We start from the raw sequence: 19,127 nt of genomic DNA, 5'->3' as shown, positions 1-19,127 counted from the left end.
GGGGACAAAATGACTAATTTGCTGACGACACCACCACTTTTTTTACCTAGTCATCTTGAAAATCAGGCACCGATGGCTAAGTACATGCGTGACCAGTTTCAATTTCTGGGGGTTAAAAGTCCGGAGCGTAGGGAACTGTTTCGACCGATTCGTCAGGCGAGTCACCAACTAACGGTACACCAGTTACAACACTGGCTAGTTTTTTATTATCAACAACCTTATCGCGAGTATCAGTACGTGGCAATTGACCTTGCGCGGGCCAATCTGCGCCGACTAACACCGGCTCAGTATCAATGGTGTCAGCAGCAACTTACGGTGACGCCGTGGTGGGATAGTGTTGATGCGTGGCGTAAAGTACTAGCAACGTACATTCTGAAGCACGGTTGCTTAGAACAAGCGGGGCCAGTGTACTTGCGCGCTACTGACAAATGGGTTCGGCGAGTGGGGATTACGTTACAGTTAGGTTGGCAGCAACAAACCAATGTTCAGTATTTACGGACGGCCATTTTAAGCAATCAATGCGATGAAGATTTCTTTATTCAAAAGGCGATTGGTTGGGCGTTACGCGATTACAGTAAGACTGATCCGGCATGGGTCCGTGAATTTCTGGCAACGACGACTTTGTCACGGCTTGCTCAATGTGAAGGGCAAAAATATTTATAGCGCATGTCTATAAATATTGCGCTACGCGGGAAATAAGCGAGTAAGGACCGTGACAATAAAAAAAGATGACGGCTAAGGTCATCTTTTTGATCATTAATACTTATTGAAAAAGCATGTCGCGGTATAAACCAACAACTTTACCTAGGACGGAGACGTTGTTCAGAATAATTGGTGCCATCGTATCATTCTCGGGTTGGAGGCGGTAATGATCGGCTTCTTTGAAGAAACGTTTGCACGTCGCTTCATTTTCATCGGTCATCGCAATAATGATGTCGCCGTTGTCAGCTGAGCTTTGACGACGGACAATAACTTGATCACCATTCATGATGCCGATATTGATCATACTTTCGCCTCGAATCGTTAGCATGAATAGATCACCACCGAATGATTCTAATTCCTTAGGGATCGGGAAGTAGTCTGTGGCTTCCTGGACCGCTAAGATGGGTTGCCCAGCGGTTACGGTTCCGAGGACTGGAATTTGATGCGGGGTGGTTTCGACTCCCAAGGCTTCGAAGCCAGCGGGCGTTACTTCAATGGCGCGGGGCTTGGTGGGGTCTTTTTGAATGTAACCCTTCTTTTCAAGTCGTGAAATATGGCCGTGAACGGTTGAAGTCGAAGATAAGTCAACGGCTTCCCCAATTTCACGAACAGTTGGCGGATATCCTTTTTCATTGACGCGTTCATAAATAAAACGAAGAACGGCCATTTGTTTGCTTTCCGATGTTTTACTCATCTTGGCACCTCATTTATTATTTTCATTATTGGTTAAACCAATTGTAGCATAGCGTTTCACAGCTTTCAAACAAATGTTCGGTTGACAAACGCTATTAATTGATTTACGGTCTGTTTTCGTGTATATTGCATTGATGAAAGGGGCTGCTACTTTGATTTCAAAAGAATTGCTTGCTCGGATCAATGAGTTAGCTCATAAGGCGAAAGCCGAGGGCCTCACCGAGTTGGAAGAAGCGGAACGGCAAGAGTTACGGCAAAAATACTTGCAGGAATTTCGGGCCGGGTTCCGGCAACAAGTTGAGATGCTGCAAGTCTATGATAAAGATGGTAAAGAGGTTACGCCCGAAAAGGTTCGCCAGGTACAACGTGATCGTGGCCTGCGGGATGATTAACCGATTTCAGGAAAATTTGTCAACTGACAAATTTTCCTTTTCTTTTATTATTAATTTGTGTAGACTAGTTTAATGAAGACTGTAATAAGGGAGGGGAATGACTGTGTCTACTGGAATTTGGATTTTAATCGTCGTTATCGGCGTATTAGTTGGGTTAACTGGTGGCTTCTTTGGTGCCCGGCATTATATGCAAAACTATTTGAAGCAAAATCCACCTATTAGTGAAGAAATGCTTCGGAGCATGATGATGCAAATGGGTCAACGCCCATCCGAAAAGAAATTGCACCAGATGTTAAATTCAATGAAAGCTGCTTCTAAAAACGATAGTAAGTAGTGTTGATAATAAAAAAGTGCCGGTTCGCAATCGCGATTACCGACACTTTTTTATTGTATGATTAGCGCTTAGAATTAGTTGTTGCGGGATCGATGTATTTGAATGTTGGATCAATTTGGTGATCCAGCTGGTCAAAAGCACTGAGCATTTTAGTCTCAATTTGTTTCTGGCCGGCATCATCTAGTTTAAGTTTTCGATCGATGTAGATGGGTTCCCCAAAACGGACAGTGACGCGTTGTCGGCTGAAGAGCTGTTTGAAGGTCAATGGTCCTTGGTAAACAGTTGGGACGAGGGGTACGCCAGCCATTTTTGCAATAACTATCGCGCCACCCTTGAGTTCTTGTGAGTGTCGCGTTCCTGAAGGGTACATAATTAGTGAGAGTTTTCCGCTTCGCAAGAATTTGACAGGGGTCTTGATCGCGGAGGGTCCAGGATGTTGGCGGTTGACAGGAAAAGCATTGGCATGGACGAGAATGAACCGCAAAACAGGGTTTTTAAATAATTCTTCCTTAGCCATAAAACTAAACTTCATTGGACTACCGGCTAAGGCATAATATAGAGGATCAAACCATGTTCGGTGTGGGCCGACTAAGATGTAGGCGCCCTCAGGAAGGTTGGCACGTCCTTGATAGCGGGGCCGACCGTTAATTATGGTGATGATCAGTCGGACTAGTCCGCGCATAAAAGAATAAAACATCACGATCTTCCTTTCGTTTACTAACTGCTCACAGTATGACGAAATTTGGCAAATTCTGCAAGTTAATTGTATGATAGCTTTGCGATGATTTTAATGGAGGGGGTGGCCGAGTATGGCTGACGTCACGTTACACGCTGATGAGCGTATTGATCAATTATATAGTAAAGATATTCAAATTATTCAGAGTTCTCAAGTGTTTGCATTTTCACTAGATGCCGTTTTACTGGGGAACTTTGCGCAAGTTGCGAAGGGGATTAACAGTCAGATCGTGGATCTCTGTGCTGGTAATGGCGCCGTGGGATTGTTTGCCAGCGCCAAGACTCGCGGTCATATTACAGCCGTAGAAATTCAACCACGGTTGGCGGACATGGCACAACGAAGTGTTATCTTGAATAATTTAACACAACAGATGACGGTTCTAAACGAAGACTTACTGACAATCACGCAACAATTACCGAAAGATTCGGTGGACACGGTCCTATGTAATCCACCATATTTTAAAGATCAGCCCCAAAGTGTTAAAAATCCTAATCCACATCTGGCAATTGCGCGTCATGAATTATCGGCCAATTTAGATCAGATTTTGGCTGTGAGTAGTGATTTACTAAAAATGAATGGTAAGGCTTATTTCGTTCACCGTCCTGAGCGGCTGGACGATTTATTCATCGCAATGGCTAGGAATCGGTTAGCACCCAAACGCATTCGGTTTGTGCATCCTAAGGCCGGGCGAGAAGCCAACATGGTGTTAATTGAAATGATCAAAGATGGCAAGGCCAATGGCGTTCGGATTATGCCGCCGCTTGTGGTATATCAAGATAATGGTGAGTATGGAGAAGAGGTGCACACGCTACTTTATGGCAAAGGTTGATAAGACGGTTACGGTCGACGCCGCAACGAAAAAATATTATTTTTATGTATTGTTATGTGCTGACCAGTCGTTGTACGGTGGTTTTACAGATAACTTACAACGCCGGTTAGCAACACATAACGCTGGCAAAGGTGCTAAGTACACACGTGTAAAATCACGGCGCCCCTTGCAATTAATTTATCATGAAACTTTCAATGACAAATCAAGTGCGTTGAAGGCCGAATACGCCTTTAAACACCAATCGAGAGCTGCCAAGCTAAATTACTTGTCAGCTCACGATGTAAAAATTTAGCGAAGTTTTCACAATTAATGATTCTATTTCTGGCATTTACTGTTATAATATTTACTGTATCAATATATAGGAGGAATTTTTGTAATGAAAATTATTGCATATGCTGTACGTGATGACGAACGTCCATTCTTCGATACTTGGATGAAAGAAAACCCAGATGTTGAAGTTAAATTAGTTCCAGAATTACTTACTGAAGACAACGTTGACTTAGCTAAGGGCTTCGACGGTGCCGATGTATACCAACAAAAGGACTATACTGCTGAAGTATTAAACAAGTTAGCCGACGAAGGGGTTAAGAACATCTCTCTTCGTAACGTTGGTGTTGATAACTTGGACGTTCCTACTGTTAAAGCGCGTGGCTTAAACATTTCTAACGTGCCTGCATACTCACCAAATGCGATTGCTGAATTATCAGTAACGCAATTGATGCAATTATTACGCCAAACTCCATTGTTCAACAAGAAGTTAGCTAAGCAAGACTTCCGTTGGGCTCCAGATATTGCCAAGGAATTAAATACCATGACTGTTGGTGTTATTGGTACTGGTCGGATTGGCCGTGCTGCCATCGATATTTTCAAAGGCTTCGGCGCTAAGGTTATCGGTTACGATGTTTACCGGAATGCTGAACTTGAAAAGGAAGGCATGTACGTTGACACCTTGGACGAATTATACGCCCAAGCTGATGTGATTACGTTACACGTTCCTGCATTGAAGGATAACTACCACATGTTGAATGCGGATGCCTTCAGTAAGATGAAAGATGGTGCCTACATCTTGAACTTTGCTCGTGGGACGCTCATCGACTCAGAAGACTTGATCAAAGCCTTAGACAGTGGCAAAGTTGCCGGTGCCGCTCTTGATACGTATGAATACGAAACTAAGATCTTTAACAAGGATCTTGAAGGTCAAACGATTGATGACAAGGTCTTCATGAACTTGTTCAACCGCGACAACGTTTTGATTACACCACATACGGCCTTCTACACAGAAACTGCCGTTCACAACATGGTGCACGTTTCAATGAACAGCAACAAGCAATTCATCGAAACTGGTAAAGCTGATACGCAAGTTAAGTTTGACTAATCTCGACAATAATTGATTAAAAAAGCGCTACTCAGATGAGTAGCGCCTTTTTGTATTCGTACCAGGTTCATTTTCACTAACAACAGTTGCGTAACTAACAGAATTACTGTGACTTAGGATTCGCTGGTTAGGATGGTAGTGAAGGGTATCACCAAAAGAAGTCGCCCTAGCTGAACTCTAGGGCGACTTCTTTGAGTAGTGCTTTAATTACTGATGATACAAAGTCTTGAGTAATACAACTATGATGCACTAGCAGCTTGTACTAAAGCTATTAGTAACTCGTTTAATTCCGCTGGACTTTGGATAATTTGATCCGGAATCACACTAGGCGTCATCTGCTCATTTTGCCGGTGATTGAACCAAAAGGTCTGCCAGCCGGCGTGTTTAGCGCTGGTCATATCTAATGCGGCGTTATCGCCAACATAAACGGCCTCGTTGGCTTTAATGCCAACTTGGTGGGCCCAGGTGGTGAAAATCGACGGGTCTGGTTTAGCAATGCCCAATTCTTCAGAAATGAAAATATTATCTGGGTGCACAAAATGCTCAATTTGTAATTGATGTAATTTTTGATGCTGAATGGGTGCCGGCCCGTTTGTGATGATACCAATTTTGAAAGCGTGGCTAAGCTTAGTTAACGTTGCGGCGAGACCATTGAAGAGACAAATATGGTTTAAGGCCTGTTGATAGGCCATTTCAAATTGGATCGCCCAATCCATGCTGATACGCTCAGTAATGGGTGCCAGAGCATGCCGAATACGGGCTGTTTGCCAGGCTTCTAGGCTCATGGCTGCGTCCGTCACCTGATTAAAGGTGCGGTCGTTAAAATCATGAAACCGATTAAAAATTTCTGCCAATTCAGGATCGCTTAAACGCTGGTTAAAAGTTTTGGTTAGCGCAGTCGTGAATGGTGATTTTTGATCATATAACGTATCGTCAAGGTCAAAAATGATGGCTTTTATCATTATTAAGTGAGCCCCCTATGCGAGATTGTATTTTAACACACTTTACCCAATTCACAAATTATTGATGAAATTGCTTGCAAGCACTAGTGATTTTCGGTATACTAATTTTCGGTGTTAAAACCAATTCACACCTACTGGGATAATTATGGCGGTGCTCGGGAGAGTGTCATAGTTAGTTGAGCAGTGGGGAGGAATAAAACAAATTTTTTGGAGGCACATTTATTATGGCTATTATTTCTATGAAACAATTGCTTGAAGCCGGTGTCCATTTCGGTCACCAAACTCGTCGTTGGAACCCAAAGATGAAACCATACATCTTTACGGAACGGAACGGCATCTACATCATTGACTTACAAAAGACGGTCAAGATGATTGATTCAGCTTACAACTTCGTGAAGGACGCTGCAGCTGATGATGGTGTTATCTTGTTTGTTGGGACTAAGAAGCAAGCCCAAGATTCAATCGAAGAAGAAGCAACCCGTGCTGGTCAATACTACGTTAACCATCGTTGGTTAGGTGGGACTTTGACTAACTGGAATACGATTCAAACTCGGATCAAACGGCTTAAAGACTTGAAGAAGATGGAAGCTGATGGGACCTTCGAACGTTTACCTAAGAAGGAAGTTTCATTGTTAATGAAGCAACGTGCCAAGCTTGAAAAGTTCTTGGGTGGTATTGAAGATATGCCTCGGATTCCAGATGTTGTCTTCATCGTTGATCCTCGTAAGGAACAAATTGCGGTTAAGGAAGCTCAAAAGTTGAACATTCCGATCGTTGCCATGGTTGATACCAACACTGATCCAGATGACATTGATGTTATCATCCCATCAAACGATGACGCAATTCGTGCCGTTCGCTTGATTACTTCTAAGATGGCTGATGCTGTCATTGAAGGCCGTCAAGGTGAAGACGAAGACGTTACTGAAGATTCTTTCAAAGATAGCAAGGACGCTAAGAAGTCCGTTGACTCATTGGAAGACATCGTTGAAGCCGTTGAAGGCGACAATGACGCTAAGTCAGACAAATAATTAATTGAAATAATTAGGCTGCCTAAAAATCGCGGACCATTACGGCCTGATTTGACGGGCAGCTTTTTATTTAAAATCAAGATACTCAAAGGAGAGTAAACTATGGCAAAGATTTCTGCAGCACAAGTTAAAGAACTTCGTGATAAAACCGGTGTTGGTATGATGGACGCTAAAAAGGCGTTAGTTGAAACTGAAGGCGACATGGAAAAAGCCGTTGACGTTTTGCGTGAAAAAGGGGTTGCCAAGGCCGAAAAGAAGAGTGGCCGAGTTGCCGCTGAAGGTATTGCTGCCGTTGCCATCAAAGACAACAAAGCTGCCATTGTTGAAATTAACTGTGAAACTGACTCGGTTGCTTCAACTGACAAGTTTAAGGATTTAGTTGCTGAAGTTGCTGATAAAATTGCTGAAGAAGAACCTGCTTCAGTTGATGATGCTTTAGCTTTAAAGACGACTAATGGCACAGTCAAAGACGATGTCATCGAAACGACTCAAGTAACTGGTGAAAAGATCAGCTTACGTCGTTTCCAAGTTGTTGAAAAGGGTGCTGACCAAAACTTTGGTTCATACATTCATAACGGTGGTCAAATTGCGGCGTTAGTTGTCTTAGATGGCGCTGACGGTGCGACTGCTAAGGACGTGGCGATGCACGTGGCTGCCATCAACCCTGAATACGTTAACCGTGAACAAGTCCCTGCTGATCGCTTAGCTCATGAAAAGGATGTTCTTGTTAAAGAAGCCTTAAATGAAGGTAAGCCTGAAAAGATCGTTGAAAAGATGGTTGAAGGCCGTTTGAACAAGTGGCTTTCAGAAATCAGCTTGGATGATCAAGAATTTGTTAAAGATTCTGACCAAACTGTGGCTCACTTTGTTGAATCAAAGGGTGGCAAGGTTAATTCATTCATTCGTTTTGAAGTTGGCGAAGGAATCGAAAAGAAGGCTGATAACTTTATCGACGAAGTTATGAACCAAATTAAAGACTAATTACTGGTTAAAGAATTAGCTAATTGGGGATTACGACGAAAAGCAATTTTCGGCGTAGTCCCTTTTTGTAAAGTAACGGGTTGAAGCCACTTTAAAAAGAGAATTCGGTTAATTTTCCCATGGTTTATGGCTGACAACCAAACGCTTATTCAAATATATGGTAAAATAATAGACAGATAATTTCGAGGAGGACAAAACGATGTCGGAAGTTAAATATAAGCGTGTGATCCTAAAACTTAGTGGTGAAGCCTTAGCTGGTGAAAAGGGCTTTGGCATCAATCCACCCGTCATTAAAACGGTGGCAGAAGAACTCAAGGACGTCTATGATATGGGCGTTCAAATTGCAATCGTTGTTGGCGGTGGTAACATGTGGCGTGGTGAAGCTGGCGCACAGATGGGTATGGAACGGGCGCAGGCTGATTATATCGGTATGTTGGCTACCATTATGAACGCCCTAGCACTCCAAGATAATCTTGAATCAATCGGGGTGCCAACCCGGGTTCAAACATCAATTGAAATGCGTCAAATTGCGGAACCTTATATTCGGCGGAAGGCAATGCGCCATCTTGAGAAACGCCGAATTGTTATTTTTGCCGGTGGGACTGGGAGTCCATACTTCTCAACTGATACGACTGCGGCATTACGAGCTGCTGAAATTAATGCGGACGCCATCCTTATGGCTAAAAATGGGGTCGATGGTGTTTATTCAGCTGATCCTAATAAGGATGCTAACGCGGTTAAATTTGATAAACTTACGCATCTCGACATTATCAACAAAGGCTTGCAAGTTATGGATACAACAGCTAGTTCATTATCAATGGACAATGATATTCCTGTCGTGGTCTTTAATTTGAACGAGCCCGGTAATATTCGGAAAGTCGTCGCCGGTGAACACATCGGGACAACAGTCAGGGGGAAATAAAATGGCAGTCACAGAACCAATTTTAAAAGAAGCACAGGAACGAATGAAGAAGGCGGAAGCCGCCTTACAGCGTGAGCTTGGTAATATTCGCGCTGGCCGGGCGAACGCGTCATTATTAAACCGCATCTCAGCAGATTATTATGGTACTCAAACGCCCCTTAATCAAATGGCAGCTATTACGGTGCCGGAACCACGGGTATTAATGGTGACACCTTTTGATAAGAGTGCCCTTAAAGAAATCGAAAAAGCCATCTTAGCGTCAGACCTCGGGATTAGCCCAGCTAACGACGGGTCGGCGATTCGGCTAGTTATTCCACAATTAACGGAAGAACGGCGGAAAGAACTTGCCAAGGACGTTAAGGCGGAAGGTGAACGCGCCAAAGTTGCGGTGCGGAATGTTCGTCGGGATGCAATGGAAGCCTTGAAAAAGGGCCATAAGGCTGGTCAATTTACTGACGATCAGTTACATCAATTAGAAGACCAAACCCAAAAATTAACGGATCAAGCGGGTAAGGATGTTGATGCAATCGTTGCCGATAAGGAAAAAGAAATTTTGGAAGGCTAATCACCAACTGATTATTAAGGCTTGGAGAAATTCAAGCCTTTTTTTGTTGACGAATAGTTAATTGATGCTTTTTTTGGTAAAATAGTGCATAGTTAAGCTATTTTTATGGAGGTGCGCCTTGTTCGCTTTTTTTAATAAGAATGATCCTGCAGATAAAACGGACGTGCAATTGGATCCTAATCGAATTCCGGCACACGTCGCCATTATTATGGATGGCAATGGTCGCTGGGCCAAGTCACGGCATTTACCACGCATTGCTGGTCATAAGGAAGGCATGAATACCGTCAAAAAGATTGCGATTGCCGCAAGTGATGTGGGCGTGAAAGTATTGACGCTCTATGCGTTTTCAACCGAAAACTGGAAGCGACCGACTGATGAAGTGAATTATCTGATGCAATTGCCAGTAAGTTTTTTTGACACATTTGTGCCGGATTTGATCAAAAATAACGTTCGGGTGCAAGTCATGGGCTATGTTGATCGCCTACCAGCTGCTACTCAAAAGGCAGTTCAAGATGCGATTACGGATACCAAGGATTGTGACGGCATGGTATTGAACTTTGCCCTCAACTATGGTTCACGGGCTGAGATCGTGACCGGAGTGCAAGAGATCGTACGGCAGGTGCAGGCTGGTCAATTGGCGGTTGATGATATTGATGATGCAACCATCGACGCAGCACTGATGACGGCACCACTTGCACCCTATAATGATCCTGACTTGTTGATTCGAACCAGTGGTGAACAACGAATCTCAAATTTCTTAATGTGGCAAATTGCGTACAGTGAACTGGTCTTTACGGATGTTAAGTGGCCAGACTTCACAGCGATGACTCTTCAGGCGTGCATAGCGGATTTTCAAAGCCGTGATCGCCGTTTTGGCGGGTTGTCGGATCATAAATAAAGGGGAGTTTTCAGTATGAGACAACGAGTCATCACGGCGGTCGTTGCGTTAATTTTATTTATCCCAGTCATTTTTGTTGGTGGGATTACCTTGGATATTGTGGCTATGTTACTAGGTGCCATTGCGATGAGTGAATTACTCGTGATGCGTAAAAAGTTGCTGATTTCATTTGAAGCGATTGTCAGCATGTTGGCAGTAATGATTCAAATTGCACCTAACAAATGGTTCAATGGGTTACCGGATCAACTCAATAAGGAATACGTGGTTTACTTTTTAGTGATTTTACTACTGTTGCACACGGTTTGGTCACGCAACCGATTCTCGTTTGATGATGCCGGTATGCTGACGTTAGGTGTGTTATACATTGGCATGGGCTTTAACTACTTCACCGCTGCTCGAGGTGTGAGTGTCTACATGTTATTATTCTTGATGTTTATTGTTTGGCTGACAGATAGTGGCGCCTATATGGTTGGTCGTAAGCTGGGTCGACACAAAGTGACACCCATCAGTCCTAATAAAACTTGGGAAGGGTGTATTGGTGGTAGCGTGATTGGCGTGATTGTTGCCAGTGGTTTTGCAATTGGGTTCCATGTTGGTTATGCGAGTGTGGTAAGTATGGTGTTGATCACACTCGTCTTATCAGTGGTCGGCCAGTTTGGTGATTTAGTTGAATCGGCCTTAAAACGGTACTATGGTGTTAAGGATTCTGGTAAGATTTTGCCAGGCCATGGTGGAATTTTGGACCGTTTTGATAGTATGTTATTAGTTTTTCCAATCGCACATTTATTCGGCCTCTTTTAAGCTGAATACCCGAAACGCGGGAGAAAGGAGCGCTTAATTGATCGTTACAATTATTACGTTCATTATCGTTTTCGGTATCTTGGTCATCGTCCATGAGTTTGGGCACTTTTACTTCGCCAAAAAGGCTGGGATTTTAGTGCGTGAATTTTCTGTCGGGATGGGGCCCAAGGCGGTCGCGTTTCGTCGTAATGCCACGACCTATACGTTACGGTTTTTACCAATTGGGGGCTACGTGCGGATGGCAGGTGTCGCCGATGATGAGGATGAAGAACTCAAACCAGGGACACCAGTAAGTTTGCAAGTCGGTCAGGATGGGATTGTTCATTCGATCAATGCTAGTAAAAAAACAACGTTGTTCAATGGAATTCCGCTATCGGTAACGGCCACTGATCTAGAAAAAGAACTCTGGATCGAAGGTTACGAAAATGGTGACGAAACTGAAGTGAAACGATATTCTGTCGATCATGATGCAACCATTGTGGAAAGTGACGGGACTGAAGTTCAAATTGCCCCGGTCGACGTTCAGTTTCAATCAGCCAAACTTTGGCAACGCATGTTGACCAATTTTGCTGGTCCGATGAATAATTTCATTCTGGCCATCATTACCTTTGCCATTTTAGCTTTTATGCAAGGGGGGGTCACCAGTACGACGACCCACGTTGCAGCGACAACGGCTCACTCAGTCGCACGACAAGCTGGCATTCAAAAGGGTGATCAGATTGTGGCCGTAAATGGTAAAAAAATGACGAGTGCGCAATCAATTTCGTTATTGATTCAGGACAGCCCCAAGCAACAATTAAAGTTGACCATCAAACGGGCGGGACAGACTAAAAAAATTGCAGTCACGCCCGCTGCGAAGACGGTTTCTGGTAATCGAATCGGTCAAATTGGGGTCCAATGGGCCACTAAGACGGATACGAGTCTAGGTGCTAAGTTGGCATATGGGTTTACTGGCTCGTGGGGAATCACGAAGCAGATTTTTCAAGTGCTCGGGCGGATGGTTACCCATGGTTTTAGTTTGAATGATTTAGGGGGGCCCGTGGCAATCTTTGCAACGACTTCTCAAGCGGCTAAATCTGGTGTGCGCACTGTGATTTACTTGCTGGCTGTGTTATCGATCAACCTCGGAATTGTCAATTTATTGCCAGTTCCAGCCCTTGATGGTGGTAAACTATTATTAAACATTGTTGAAGGCATTCGAGGTAAGCCACTACGAGTGGAAACGGAAAGTGTCATTACCTTGATTGGCTTTGGCCTTTTGATGTTATTAATGATTCTAGTAACTTGGAATGATATTCAACGGTATTTCTTCTAAGTGATGTTTAATTTGAAACAATAAGGAGAAGATTTGTAGATGAAACAATCGAAACTGTTAATCCCAACCCTCAAGGAAGTGCCTAATGATGCGGAGGCCTTGAGTCATCAAATGATGCTACGGGCTGGCTATATTCGCCAGATTTCAGCGGGAATGTACGCCTATCTGCCATTGGCCTACCGGGTATTAACGAATATTGAAAAAATTATCCGTCAGGAAATGGAAAACATTGATGCGGCTGAAATGCTAGTGCCGGCAGTCATCCCAGCTGAGCTGTGGAAAGCAACTGGCCGTTATGAAACGTACGGTCCAGAATTGTTCAAACTGAAGAATCGGCATGACCGGGAATTTATTTTAGGCCCTACACATGAAGAAACGTTTACTTCAATTGTTCGTGATGAAATCAAATCATATAAACGGTTGCCGTTGACGTTGTATCAAATTCAAGCTAAGTATCGTGATGAGGACCGCCCACGTTACGGGTTACTCCGTGGGCGTGAGTTTATCATGAAGGACGCTTATTCGTTCCATGCGGATGAGACGTCGTTAGATGAAACATTTCAAGCGATGGCGCAAGCTTATCAAAATATTTTTGAACGGGTCGGTTTGAAGTTCCGTTCGATTATTGGTGACGGTGGTGCCATGGGTGGCAAAGATTCTCGTGAATATTCAGCAATCGCACCGGTTGGTGAAGATACGATCGTTTACTCGGATGCGAGTGATTATGCGGCCAACTTAGAAATGGCTCGGAGCTTGTATGTTCCTAAAAAGTCGCACGCTTCGTTGAAGGATATGGAAAAGATTGACACGCCTGGAGTTGGGACCATTGAAGACTTGGCGGACTTCCTGAAGGTGGGGGCTGATCAGCTAGTTAAGAGCATTCTGTTCATTGCGGATGATCAACCAGTAATGGCATTGGTTCGTGGCGATCATGAAGTCAATGATGTTAAATTGAAGAATTATCTCGGTGCTGATTTCTTAGATATGGCAACACCAGAACAGGCGCAACAATATCTTGGGGCCAGCTTCGGTTCACTTGGGCCGGTCAATGTTAGTGATGATGTGAAAATTGTTGCTGATCAGTATGTCAAAGACATGGCTAACATTACGGTCGGGGCCAATGAAGATGGGCACCACTTCACGAATGTTAACCCAGAACGGGATTTTCATGCTGAAGATTACGTCGATATTCGCTTTGTTCAAGAGGGGGAATTATCACCAGATGGTGCCGGCGTCTTGAAGTTTACAAAGGGAATTGAAATTGGACATATTTTCAAGCTAGGTACGCGTTATTCGAAAGACTTACACGCGGAAGTCTTGGATGCTAATGGTCGTAATATTCCAGTAATCATGGGATGTTACGGAATTGGCGTCTCACGGTTGTTATCAGCGATTGCGGAACAACGGGCTGATGAAAATGGTTTGATTTGGCCTAAAGCGATCGCGCCGTTTGACGTGCACGTCATTCCGGTCAACCCGAAGAAGGCTGATCAAGTTGAAGTTGCTGATCAAGTTGAAACGCAGCTAGAAGCCGCTGGGTATCATGTGTTGTATGATGATCGTAAGGAACGGCCTGGTGTAAAATTTGCTGATTCTGATTTAATGGGAATTCCTGCACGAATCACGATTGGGAAGAAAGCCAGTGAAGGAATTGTTGAAATCAAACTTCGTCAGACTGGTGAAACTTTGGAAGTTAAGCAGGAAGAAATTGCCAATAATTTGGCCGTCTTGTTGAAAAACATTGATTAGGATTTTGTAAAATAAAAATACGGCAACTACCCGTGGTTAGTCGCCAACAACAATCACCTGGTTGAAGTTCGTTGACTAGGTGATTTTTGTTGGCCGATTAATCACGTGGCTCATTGGGCAGACTGTGATAAAATAGTAACGTTTCAAGCGAACGACTTGAACGTTCACTGAGGATTATTTAGATTAAGTCAGTACTAGTTATCATTAGTATGCATTATGATCGTTGGCCGATTATTAAGGTCAGCAGCCATTTTTGAAGGCGCGTATGCTGACAATCGGTCGATGCTAATCATAATTCATGCCAGATTAACCAGCGCAACGCAGGTATTATCAACTGAGTACAATTAACAAAAGGAGGACCACTGGTGAGTTTAAATCAACAAGAAATGTTTGAGAAATTGCTCGAACAAATTGAAATGCCAACGGGTCCTGAATTTACAGAAGCGATGATCGATAAGTTGACCGTTCATCAAGCTTCCAAAGTTTGGGAATTTCATCTGCATTTCCAACACGTTTTACCGTATACACAATTTATGACTTTTCAAAACAAACTCCAAATTGCCTTTAAAGACATCGCGCGAGTGACGTTTACAATTGCGACCGATGACACGGAAGTCAATGGTCGTGAGCTGGCTGAGTACTGGGAATGGATCGTTCAACACAGCGGTATCAAGTCGCCATTAGTTCAATCGTTGTGCAATAGTAATGTGCCGACTTATGAAGATGGGCGTGTCATTTTATTAGCTGAAAATGAAGTTATTCAAAATTTTCTGACTAATCAAGCTCTGGGACCCATTGAAAGTACGTATCATCGTCTGGGCTTTCCGAAGTTTTCCGTCCACACCATGATCGATGAGAGTGCTTCCCAGGCCAAAATCAAAGAGTTTCATGAGCAAAAGGCGAAGTCTGACCAGGCACTGGCACAAAAGGCAGAAGCGGCCATCAAGAAAGCTAATGAAAAACGTCAAAAACAAGCTGATGCCCCCGCGCCAATTGAGGGTCCCGTTCAATTGGGAAAGCAAATCAATCCACAGGAGCCTGCGAAACAAATAGTTCAAATTACCGAAGAAGAACGATCAATCATTGTGGAAGGCTACGTCTTCGACATGGAAGTGCGTACGCTTCGGTCACAGCGGCAACTATTGATTCTAAAGGTCACGGATTATAGTTCATCAATGGTCGTCAAAAAGTTCTCACGGAATGCTGATGATGAAGCTCAGTTTGCGGCCTTGAAACCGGGTATGTGGGTTCGCGTGCGCGGCTCCGTCCAAGAAGATAGTTTTATGCGTGATTTGACGATTAATGCGTACGATATCAACGAAACGTCGCATGCGAGCCGCCAAGATACTGCACCAGCAGATGACAAACGAGTCGAATTACATTTGCATTCTAATATGAGTCAGATGGACGCGACTAATAGTGTTAGTGATTATGTGAAACAAGCCGCTAAGTGGGGTCATCCGGCAATTGCCATTACGGACCATTCTGGAGCGCAGGCGTTTCCAGAAGCTTTTGCGGCCGGTGAAAAAAACAACATCAAAATTTTATACGGCGTTGAAGCCAACATGGTTGATGACGGTGTCCCGATTGCCTATAACGATGCCCATGTTGATTTAAAGGAATCGACTTATGTGATTTTTGATACCGAAACGACGGGGCTTTCTGCTATTTATGATCGGGTGATTGAACTGTCAGCGGTCAAGATGGTCAAAGGGAACGTCGTTGATCAATTTGAAGAATTTATTGATCCCGGGTTTCATCTTTCTGAGACGACCACTAATTTAACGAGTATCACTGATGACATGGTGCGGGGCTCTAAATCAGAGGAAGAAGTTTTTAAACTATTCCGAGAATTTTATGGTGATGCGATCGTTGTCGGCCATAACGTGACATTCGATATCGGTTTTATGAACACGGGCTATGCACGACATCATATGGGGCCCATCACGAATCCAATTATTGATACGTTGACGTTGGCACGGTGGTTATACCCGAATTTGCGTGGATACCGGCTGAATACGTTAGCCAAGAAATTCAACGTTAATCTGGAACACCATCACCGTGCGATCTATGATGCGGAGACAACTGGACATTTGAATCATCTTTTCTTGAAGGATGCTGAAGAACGCTATAAGGTTCAGTTCCATGATCAATTGAACGATCATATGAATGAGAATGCGGCGTATCGCCATGCCCGGCCATTTCATGCGACACTCTATGCACAGACACAAGCTGGATTGAAAAACCTCTTCCGGATTATTTCCTTATCGAATGTTGAGTACTATTACCGTGTGCCACGCGTACCACGTAGTATTTTAAATAAGTATCGTGATGGTATTTTAGTTGGTTCGGCCTGTTCCAGTGGTGAAGTATTTACTGCGATGATGCAAAAGGGAAAAGCGGAGGCCCGTCAAAAGGCTGGTTATTATGACTTTCTGGAAGTGCAACCGAAACCTGCATATTCGGCACTGATTGAGAGTGGTTTAATTGCGGATACGGCCCATCTGGAAGAAATTATCAGTAACATGGTCGAACTAGGCCATGAGATGAATATTCCGGTTGCTGCCACGGGCGACGTCCATTATCTGAATCCTGAGGACAAAATTTATCGTAAAATCTTGATACATTCACAACCAGGTAATCCGTTAAATCGAACTGAACGTCCCGATGTGCATTTCCGCTCAACGGATGAGATGCTTAAAGATTTCGATTTCTTGGGCCCAGATACGGCCCACGAAGTCGTTGTTGAGACACCACGGGCGATTGCTGATCAATTTGAAATTGTGCGGCCAGTTAAGGACAAACTATATACGCCACGAATGAGGGGTGCCGAGGCGGAAATTGAAAAATTAACAATGGATCGGGCCCATGCGTGGTACGGGGATCCACTACCTGAAATCGTTCAAAAGCGGGTCGATAAAGAACTTAAAAGTATTATTGGCAATGGGTTCTCAGTGATTTATTTGATTGCGCAACGGCTTGTGTTTAAGAGTAATAAAGACGGGTATTTGGTTGGTTCCCGGGGGTCGGTCGGTTCTAGTATCGTTGCGACCTTGTCTGGGATTACTGAAGTGAACCCGATGCCACCGCATTACCGTTGCCCCAATTGCCAATATTCGCATTTTTATACGAATAACGAATATGGGTCAGGGTACGATTTACCACCTAAGGATTGTCCTGAATGTGGGACTGACATGGTGCGTGATGGGCAAAACATTCCCTTCGAAACGTTCTTAGGCTTTTACGGCAATAAGGTACCGGATATTGATTTGAACTTCTCGGGAGACTATCAACCCATTGCCCATAATTACACCAAGGTCTTGTTCGGTGAGAAAAATGTGTATCGGGCTGGGACAATCGGTACGGTTGCTGATAAGACCGGTTATGGCTATGTCAAGGCGTATGAACGGGATACGAATCAAACACTTCGTTCGGCGGAAGTTGACCGATTAGCAAAGGGAACAACCGGCGTCAAACGGACGACTGGGCAACATCCGGCCGGTATCATCGTTGTGCCGGATTACATGGATATTTATGACTTTACGCCGGTTCAGTATCCGGCCGATGACCAGAGCGCGGCCTGGCAAACGACCCACTTTGATTTCCATTCGATTCACGATAATATTTTAAAAATCGATATTCTGGGTCACGATGATCCGACAATGATTCGGATGTTGCAAGATTTGTCCGGTGTGCAACCTGAAAGTATTCCGCCGGTTGATCCGCACGTCATGAAGATTTTTTCGAGTCCCGAGGTCTTAGGGGTCACGGAAGACCAAATTTTCTCCAAGACGGGGACGCTTGGAATCCCTGAATTTGGGACGCGCTTTGTGCGGGGAATGCTTGAAGAAACTCACCCATCCACCTTTAATGAATTACTTCAAATTTCCGGATTGTCACATGGGACCGACGTGTGGTTAGGAAACGCTGAAGAGTTGATCAAGGATGGGACGGTTACGCTGGCGGAAGTTATCGGTTGTCGGGATAACATCATGACCGACTTGATTCATTACGGAATGGAATCTGACATGTCCTTCCAAATTATGGAACACGTGCGGAAAGGGCGTGGGATCCCGGATGAGTGGCAACAAGCGATGAAAGATGCCAACGTTCCCGATTGGTACATTGAATCTTGTCTGAAAATCAAGTATATGTTCCCGCGGGCCCATGCGGCTGCTTATATCTTAATGGCACTACGGGTAGCTTACTTTAAAGTGTACTTCCCGTTGATCTATTACACGGCATACTTCTCAGTTCGGGCAGATGATTTTGATCTGGTCGCGATGGCTCATGGTAAAGAAGCTGTCAAGGCATCGATGAAAGCCATTACTGATAAAGGAATGGATGCCAGCGCCAAAGAGAAAAACTTACTAACGGTCTTAGAATTAGCCAATGAAATGCTAGAGCGGGGTTTTAAGTTCTCAATGGTCGATCTTGAAAAATCGGATGCTTCGGACTGGCTGATTGATGGTGATACATTGATTGCCCCATTTCGGGCAGTACCAGGTTTGGGCTTGAACGTTGCCAAACAGATCGTGGCGGCCCGCGCAGATAAACCGTTCCTGTCGAAGGAAGATTTATCTAAGCGCGGCAAAGTTTCAAAGGGATTAATCGATTTTATGACTGAAAACGGTGTGTTAAGCGATTTGCCAGATGAAAATCAATTATCTTTGTTTTAGGGGTCATTATGCCGACTTGGTTAAAAATTGATGAAACTTTAAGGTGAACGGCTCATTTGATACGACCGCGGGCTATCATCATCGTTGCCAATGAATCATGGTGACAAACCGCGACTTAACAGGCTTTCCGTCACTTAAAAGAGTGGCTAGCTGTTAATCAGCGTAA

Annotated in this window: 18 protein-coding genes; 15 read left to right on the top strand and 3 right to left on the bottom strand. The window is 44.0% G+C overall.

What is annotated here, in order from left to right; genetic code table 11:
* Positions 1–9: 9 nt before the first annotated feature.
* Positions 10–663 carry a DNA alkylation repair protein gene (locus tag RXV91_RS04225; protein ID WP_316438787.1) on the top strand — a complete coding sequence of 218 codons (654 nt, stop codon included), beginning with the start codon at positions 10–12 and terminating at the stop codon, positions 661–663.
* 100 nt (positions 664–763) lie between these two features.
* On the opposite strand, the gene lexA is transcribed toward RXV91_RS04225, so the two are convergent.
* Positions 764–1,396, bottom strand: coding sequence for a transcriptional repressor LexA (gene lexA / locus RXV91_RS04220; protein WP_003640747.1), 633 nt, complete (start codon positions 1,394–1,396; stop codon positions 764–766).
* Between the two features lie 133 nt (positions 1,397–1,529).
* On the opposite strand from lexA, the gene RXV91_RS04215 reads away from it, so the two are divergent.
* Together RXV91_RS04215 and RXV91_RS04210 are read left to right on the top strand one after the other, a co-directional pair.
* Entirely contained in the window at positions 1,530–1,787 is a 258-nt protein-coding gene (locus tag RXV91_RS04215) for a DUF896 domain-containing protein (protein ID WP_021732289.1), read from the top strand.
* Positions 1,788–1,884: 97 nt separating this feature from the next.
* The gene (locus RXV91_RS04210; protein ID WP_080235722.1) at positions 1,885–2,121 is read left to right on the top strand and encodes a YneF family protein; all 237 of its coding nucleotides are present in this window, start codon (positions 1,885–1,887) and stop codon (positions 2,119–2,121) included.
* A 61-nt stretch (positions 2,122–2,182) separates the two neighbouring features.
* Here the strand turns inward: RXV91_RS04210 and RXV91_RS04205 are convergent, their stop codons facing one another.
* On the bottom strand, positions 2,183–2,818 hold the full coding sequence (locus RXV91_RS04205) for a 1-acyl-sn-glycerol-3-phosphate acyltransferase (protein ID WP_260352320.1): 636 nt from the start codon (positions 2,816–2,818) through the stop codon (positions 2,183–2,185).
* Positions 2,819–2,930: 112 nt separating this feature from the next.
* On the opposite strand from RXV91_RS04205, the gene RXV91_RS04200 reads away from it, so the two are divergent.
* The 3 genes from RXV91_RS04200 (at position 2,931) to RXV91_RS04190 (ending at position 5,061) form a co-directional block, all read left to right on the top strand.
* Positions 2,931–3,686: a tRNA1(Val) (adenine(37)-N6)-methyltransferase gene (locus tag RXV91_RS04200; RefSeq protein ID WP_316438786.1), complete on the top strand. Its 756-nt coding sequence runs from the start codon at positions 2,931–2,933 to the stop codon at positions 3,684–3,686.
* A complete protein-coding gene (locus RXV91_RS04195; protein ID WP_316438785.1) occupies positions 3,673–3,978 on the top strand; it encodes a GIY-YIG nuclease family protein in 306 nt (101 codons plus the stop codon). Before RXV91_RS04200 ends, RXV91_RS04195 begins: the two co-directional genes overlap by 14 nt.
* A gap of 84 nt (positions 3,979–4,062) precedes the next feature.
* Positions 4,063–5,061: a D-2-hydroxyacid dehydrogenase gene (locus RXV91_RS04190; protein WP_003640741.1), complete on the top strand. Its 999-nt coding sequence runs from the start codon at positions 4,063–4,065 to the stop codon at positions 5,059–5,061.
* Between the two features lie 239 nt (positions 5,062–5,300).
* On the opposite strand, the gene RXV91_RS04185 is transcribed toward RXV91_RS04190, so the two are convergent.
* Positions 5,301–6,023, bottom strand: coding sequence for an HAD family hydrolase (locus RXV91_RS04185; protein ID WP_316438784.1), 723 nt, complete (start codon positions 6,021–6,023; stop codon positions 5,301–5,303).
* A 224-nt stretch (positions 6,024–6,247) separates the two neighbouring features.
* Here RXV91_RS04185 and rpsB point away from each other — a divergent pair, with 224 nt between their 5' ends.
* The 9 genes from rpsB (at position 6,248) to RXV91_RS04140 (ending at position 18,961) form a co-directional block, all read left to right on the top strand.
* A complete protein-coding gene (gene rpsB, locus RXV91_RS04180; RefSeq protein WP_033611112.1) occupies positions 6,248–7,051 on the top strand; it encodes a 30S ribosomal protein S2 in 804 nt (267 codons plus the stop codon).
* Between the two features lie 102 nt (positions 7,052–7,153).
* On the top strand, positions 7,154–8,032 hold the full coding sequence (tsf, locus tag RXV91_RS04175; RefSeq protein WP_316438783.1) for a translation elongation factor Ts: 879 nt from the start codon (positions 7,154–7,156) through the stop codon (positions 8,030–8,032).
* 199 nt (positions 8,033–8,231) lie between these two features.
* Positions 8,232–8,954, top strand: a complete 723-nt coding sequence (gene pyrH / locus RXV91_RS04170) for a UMP kinase (RefSeq protein WP_021730795.1) — start codon at positions 8,232–8,234, stop codon at positions 8,952–8,954.
* 1 nt (position 8,955) lies between these two features.
* Positions 8,956–9,519: a ribosome recycling factor gene (frr, locus tag RXV91_RS04165; protein WP_316438782.1), complete on the top strand. Its 564-nt coding sequence runs from the start codon at positions 8,956–8,958 to the stop codon at positions 9,517–9,519.
* A 118-nt stretch (positions 9,520–9,637) separates the two neighbouring features.
* Positions 9,638–10,417: an isoprenyl transferase gene (locus RXV91_RS04160; RefSeq protein ID WP_316438781.1), complete on the top strand. Its 780-nt coding sequence runs from the start codon at positions 9,638–9,640 to the stop codon at positions 10,415–10,417.
* 15 nt (positions 10,418–10,432) lie between these two features.
* Positions 10,433–11,218: a phosphatidate cytidylyltransferase gene (locus tag RXV91_RS04155; protein ID WP_316438779.1), complete on the top strand. Its 786-nt coding sequence runs from the start codon at positions 10,433–10,435 to the stop codon at positions 11,216–11,218.
* Positions 11,219–11,255: 37 nt separating this feature from the next.
* Positions 11,256–12,533 (top strand): RIP metalloprotease RseP, encoded by a 1,278-nt coding sequence (gene rseP / locus RXV91_RS04150; RefSeq protein WP_316438778.1) that lies wholly within the window; start codon positions 11,256–11,258, stop codon positions 12,531–12,533.
* Between the two features lie 39 nt (positions 12,534–12,572).
* A complete protein-coding gene (locus RXV91_RS04145; RefSeq protein ID WP_260352315.1) occupies positions 12,573–14,282 on the top strand; it encodes a proline--tRNA ligase in 1,710 nt (569 codons plus the stop codon).
* Positions 14,283–14,647: 365 nt separating this feature from the next.
* Positions 14,648–18,961, top strand: a complete 4,314-nt coding sequence (locus RXV91_RS04140) for a PolC-type DNA polymerase III (RefSeq protein WP_316438777.1) — start codon at positions 14,648–14,650, stop codon at positions 18,959–18,961.
* Positions 18,962–19,127: the final 166 nt, after the last annotated feature.

The organism is Lactiplantibacillus sp. DA1 (assembly GCF_032681335.1).
GTDB lineage: Bacteria > Bacillota > Bacilli > Lactobacillales > Lactobacillaceae > Lactiplantibacillus.
This window is presented reverse-complemented; position numbering and strand designations above follow the sequence as displayed.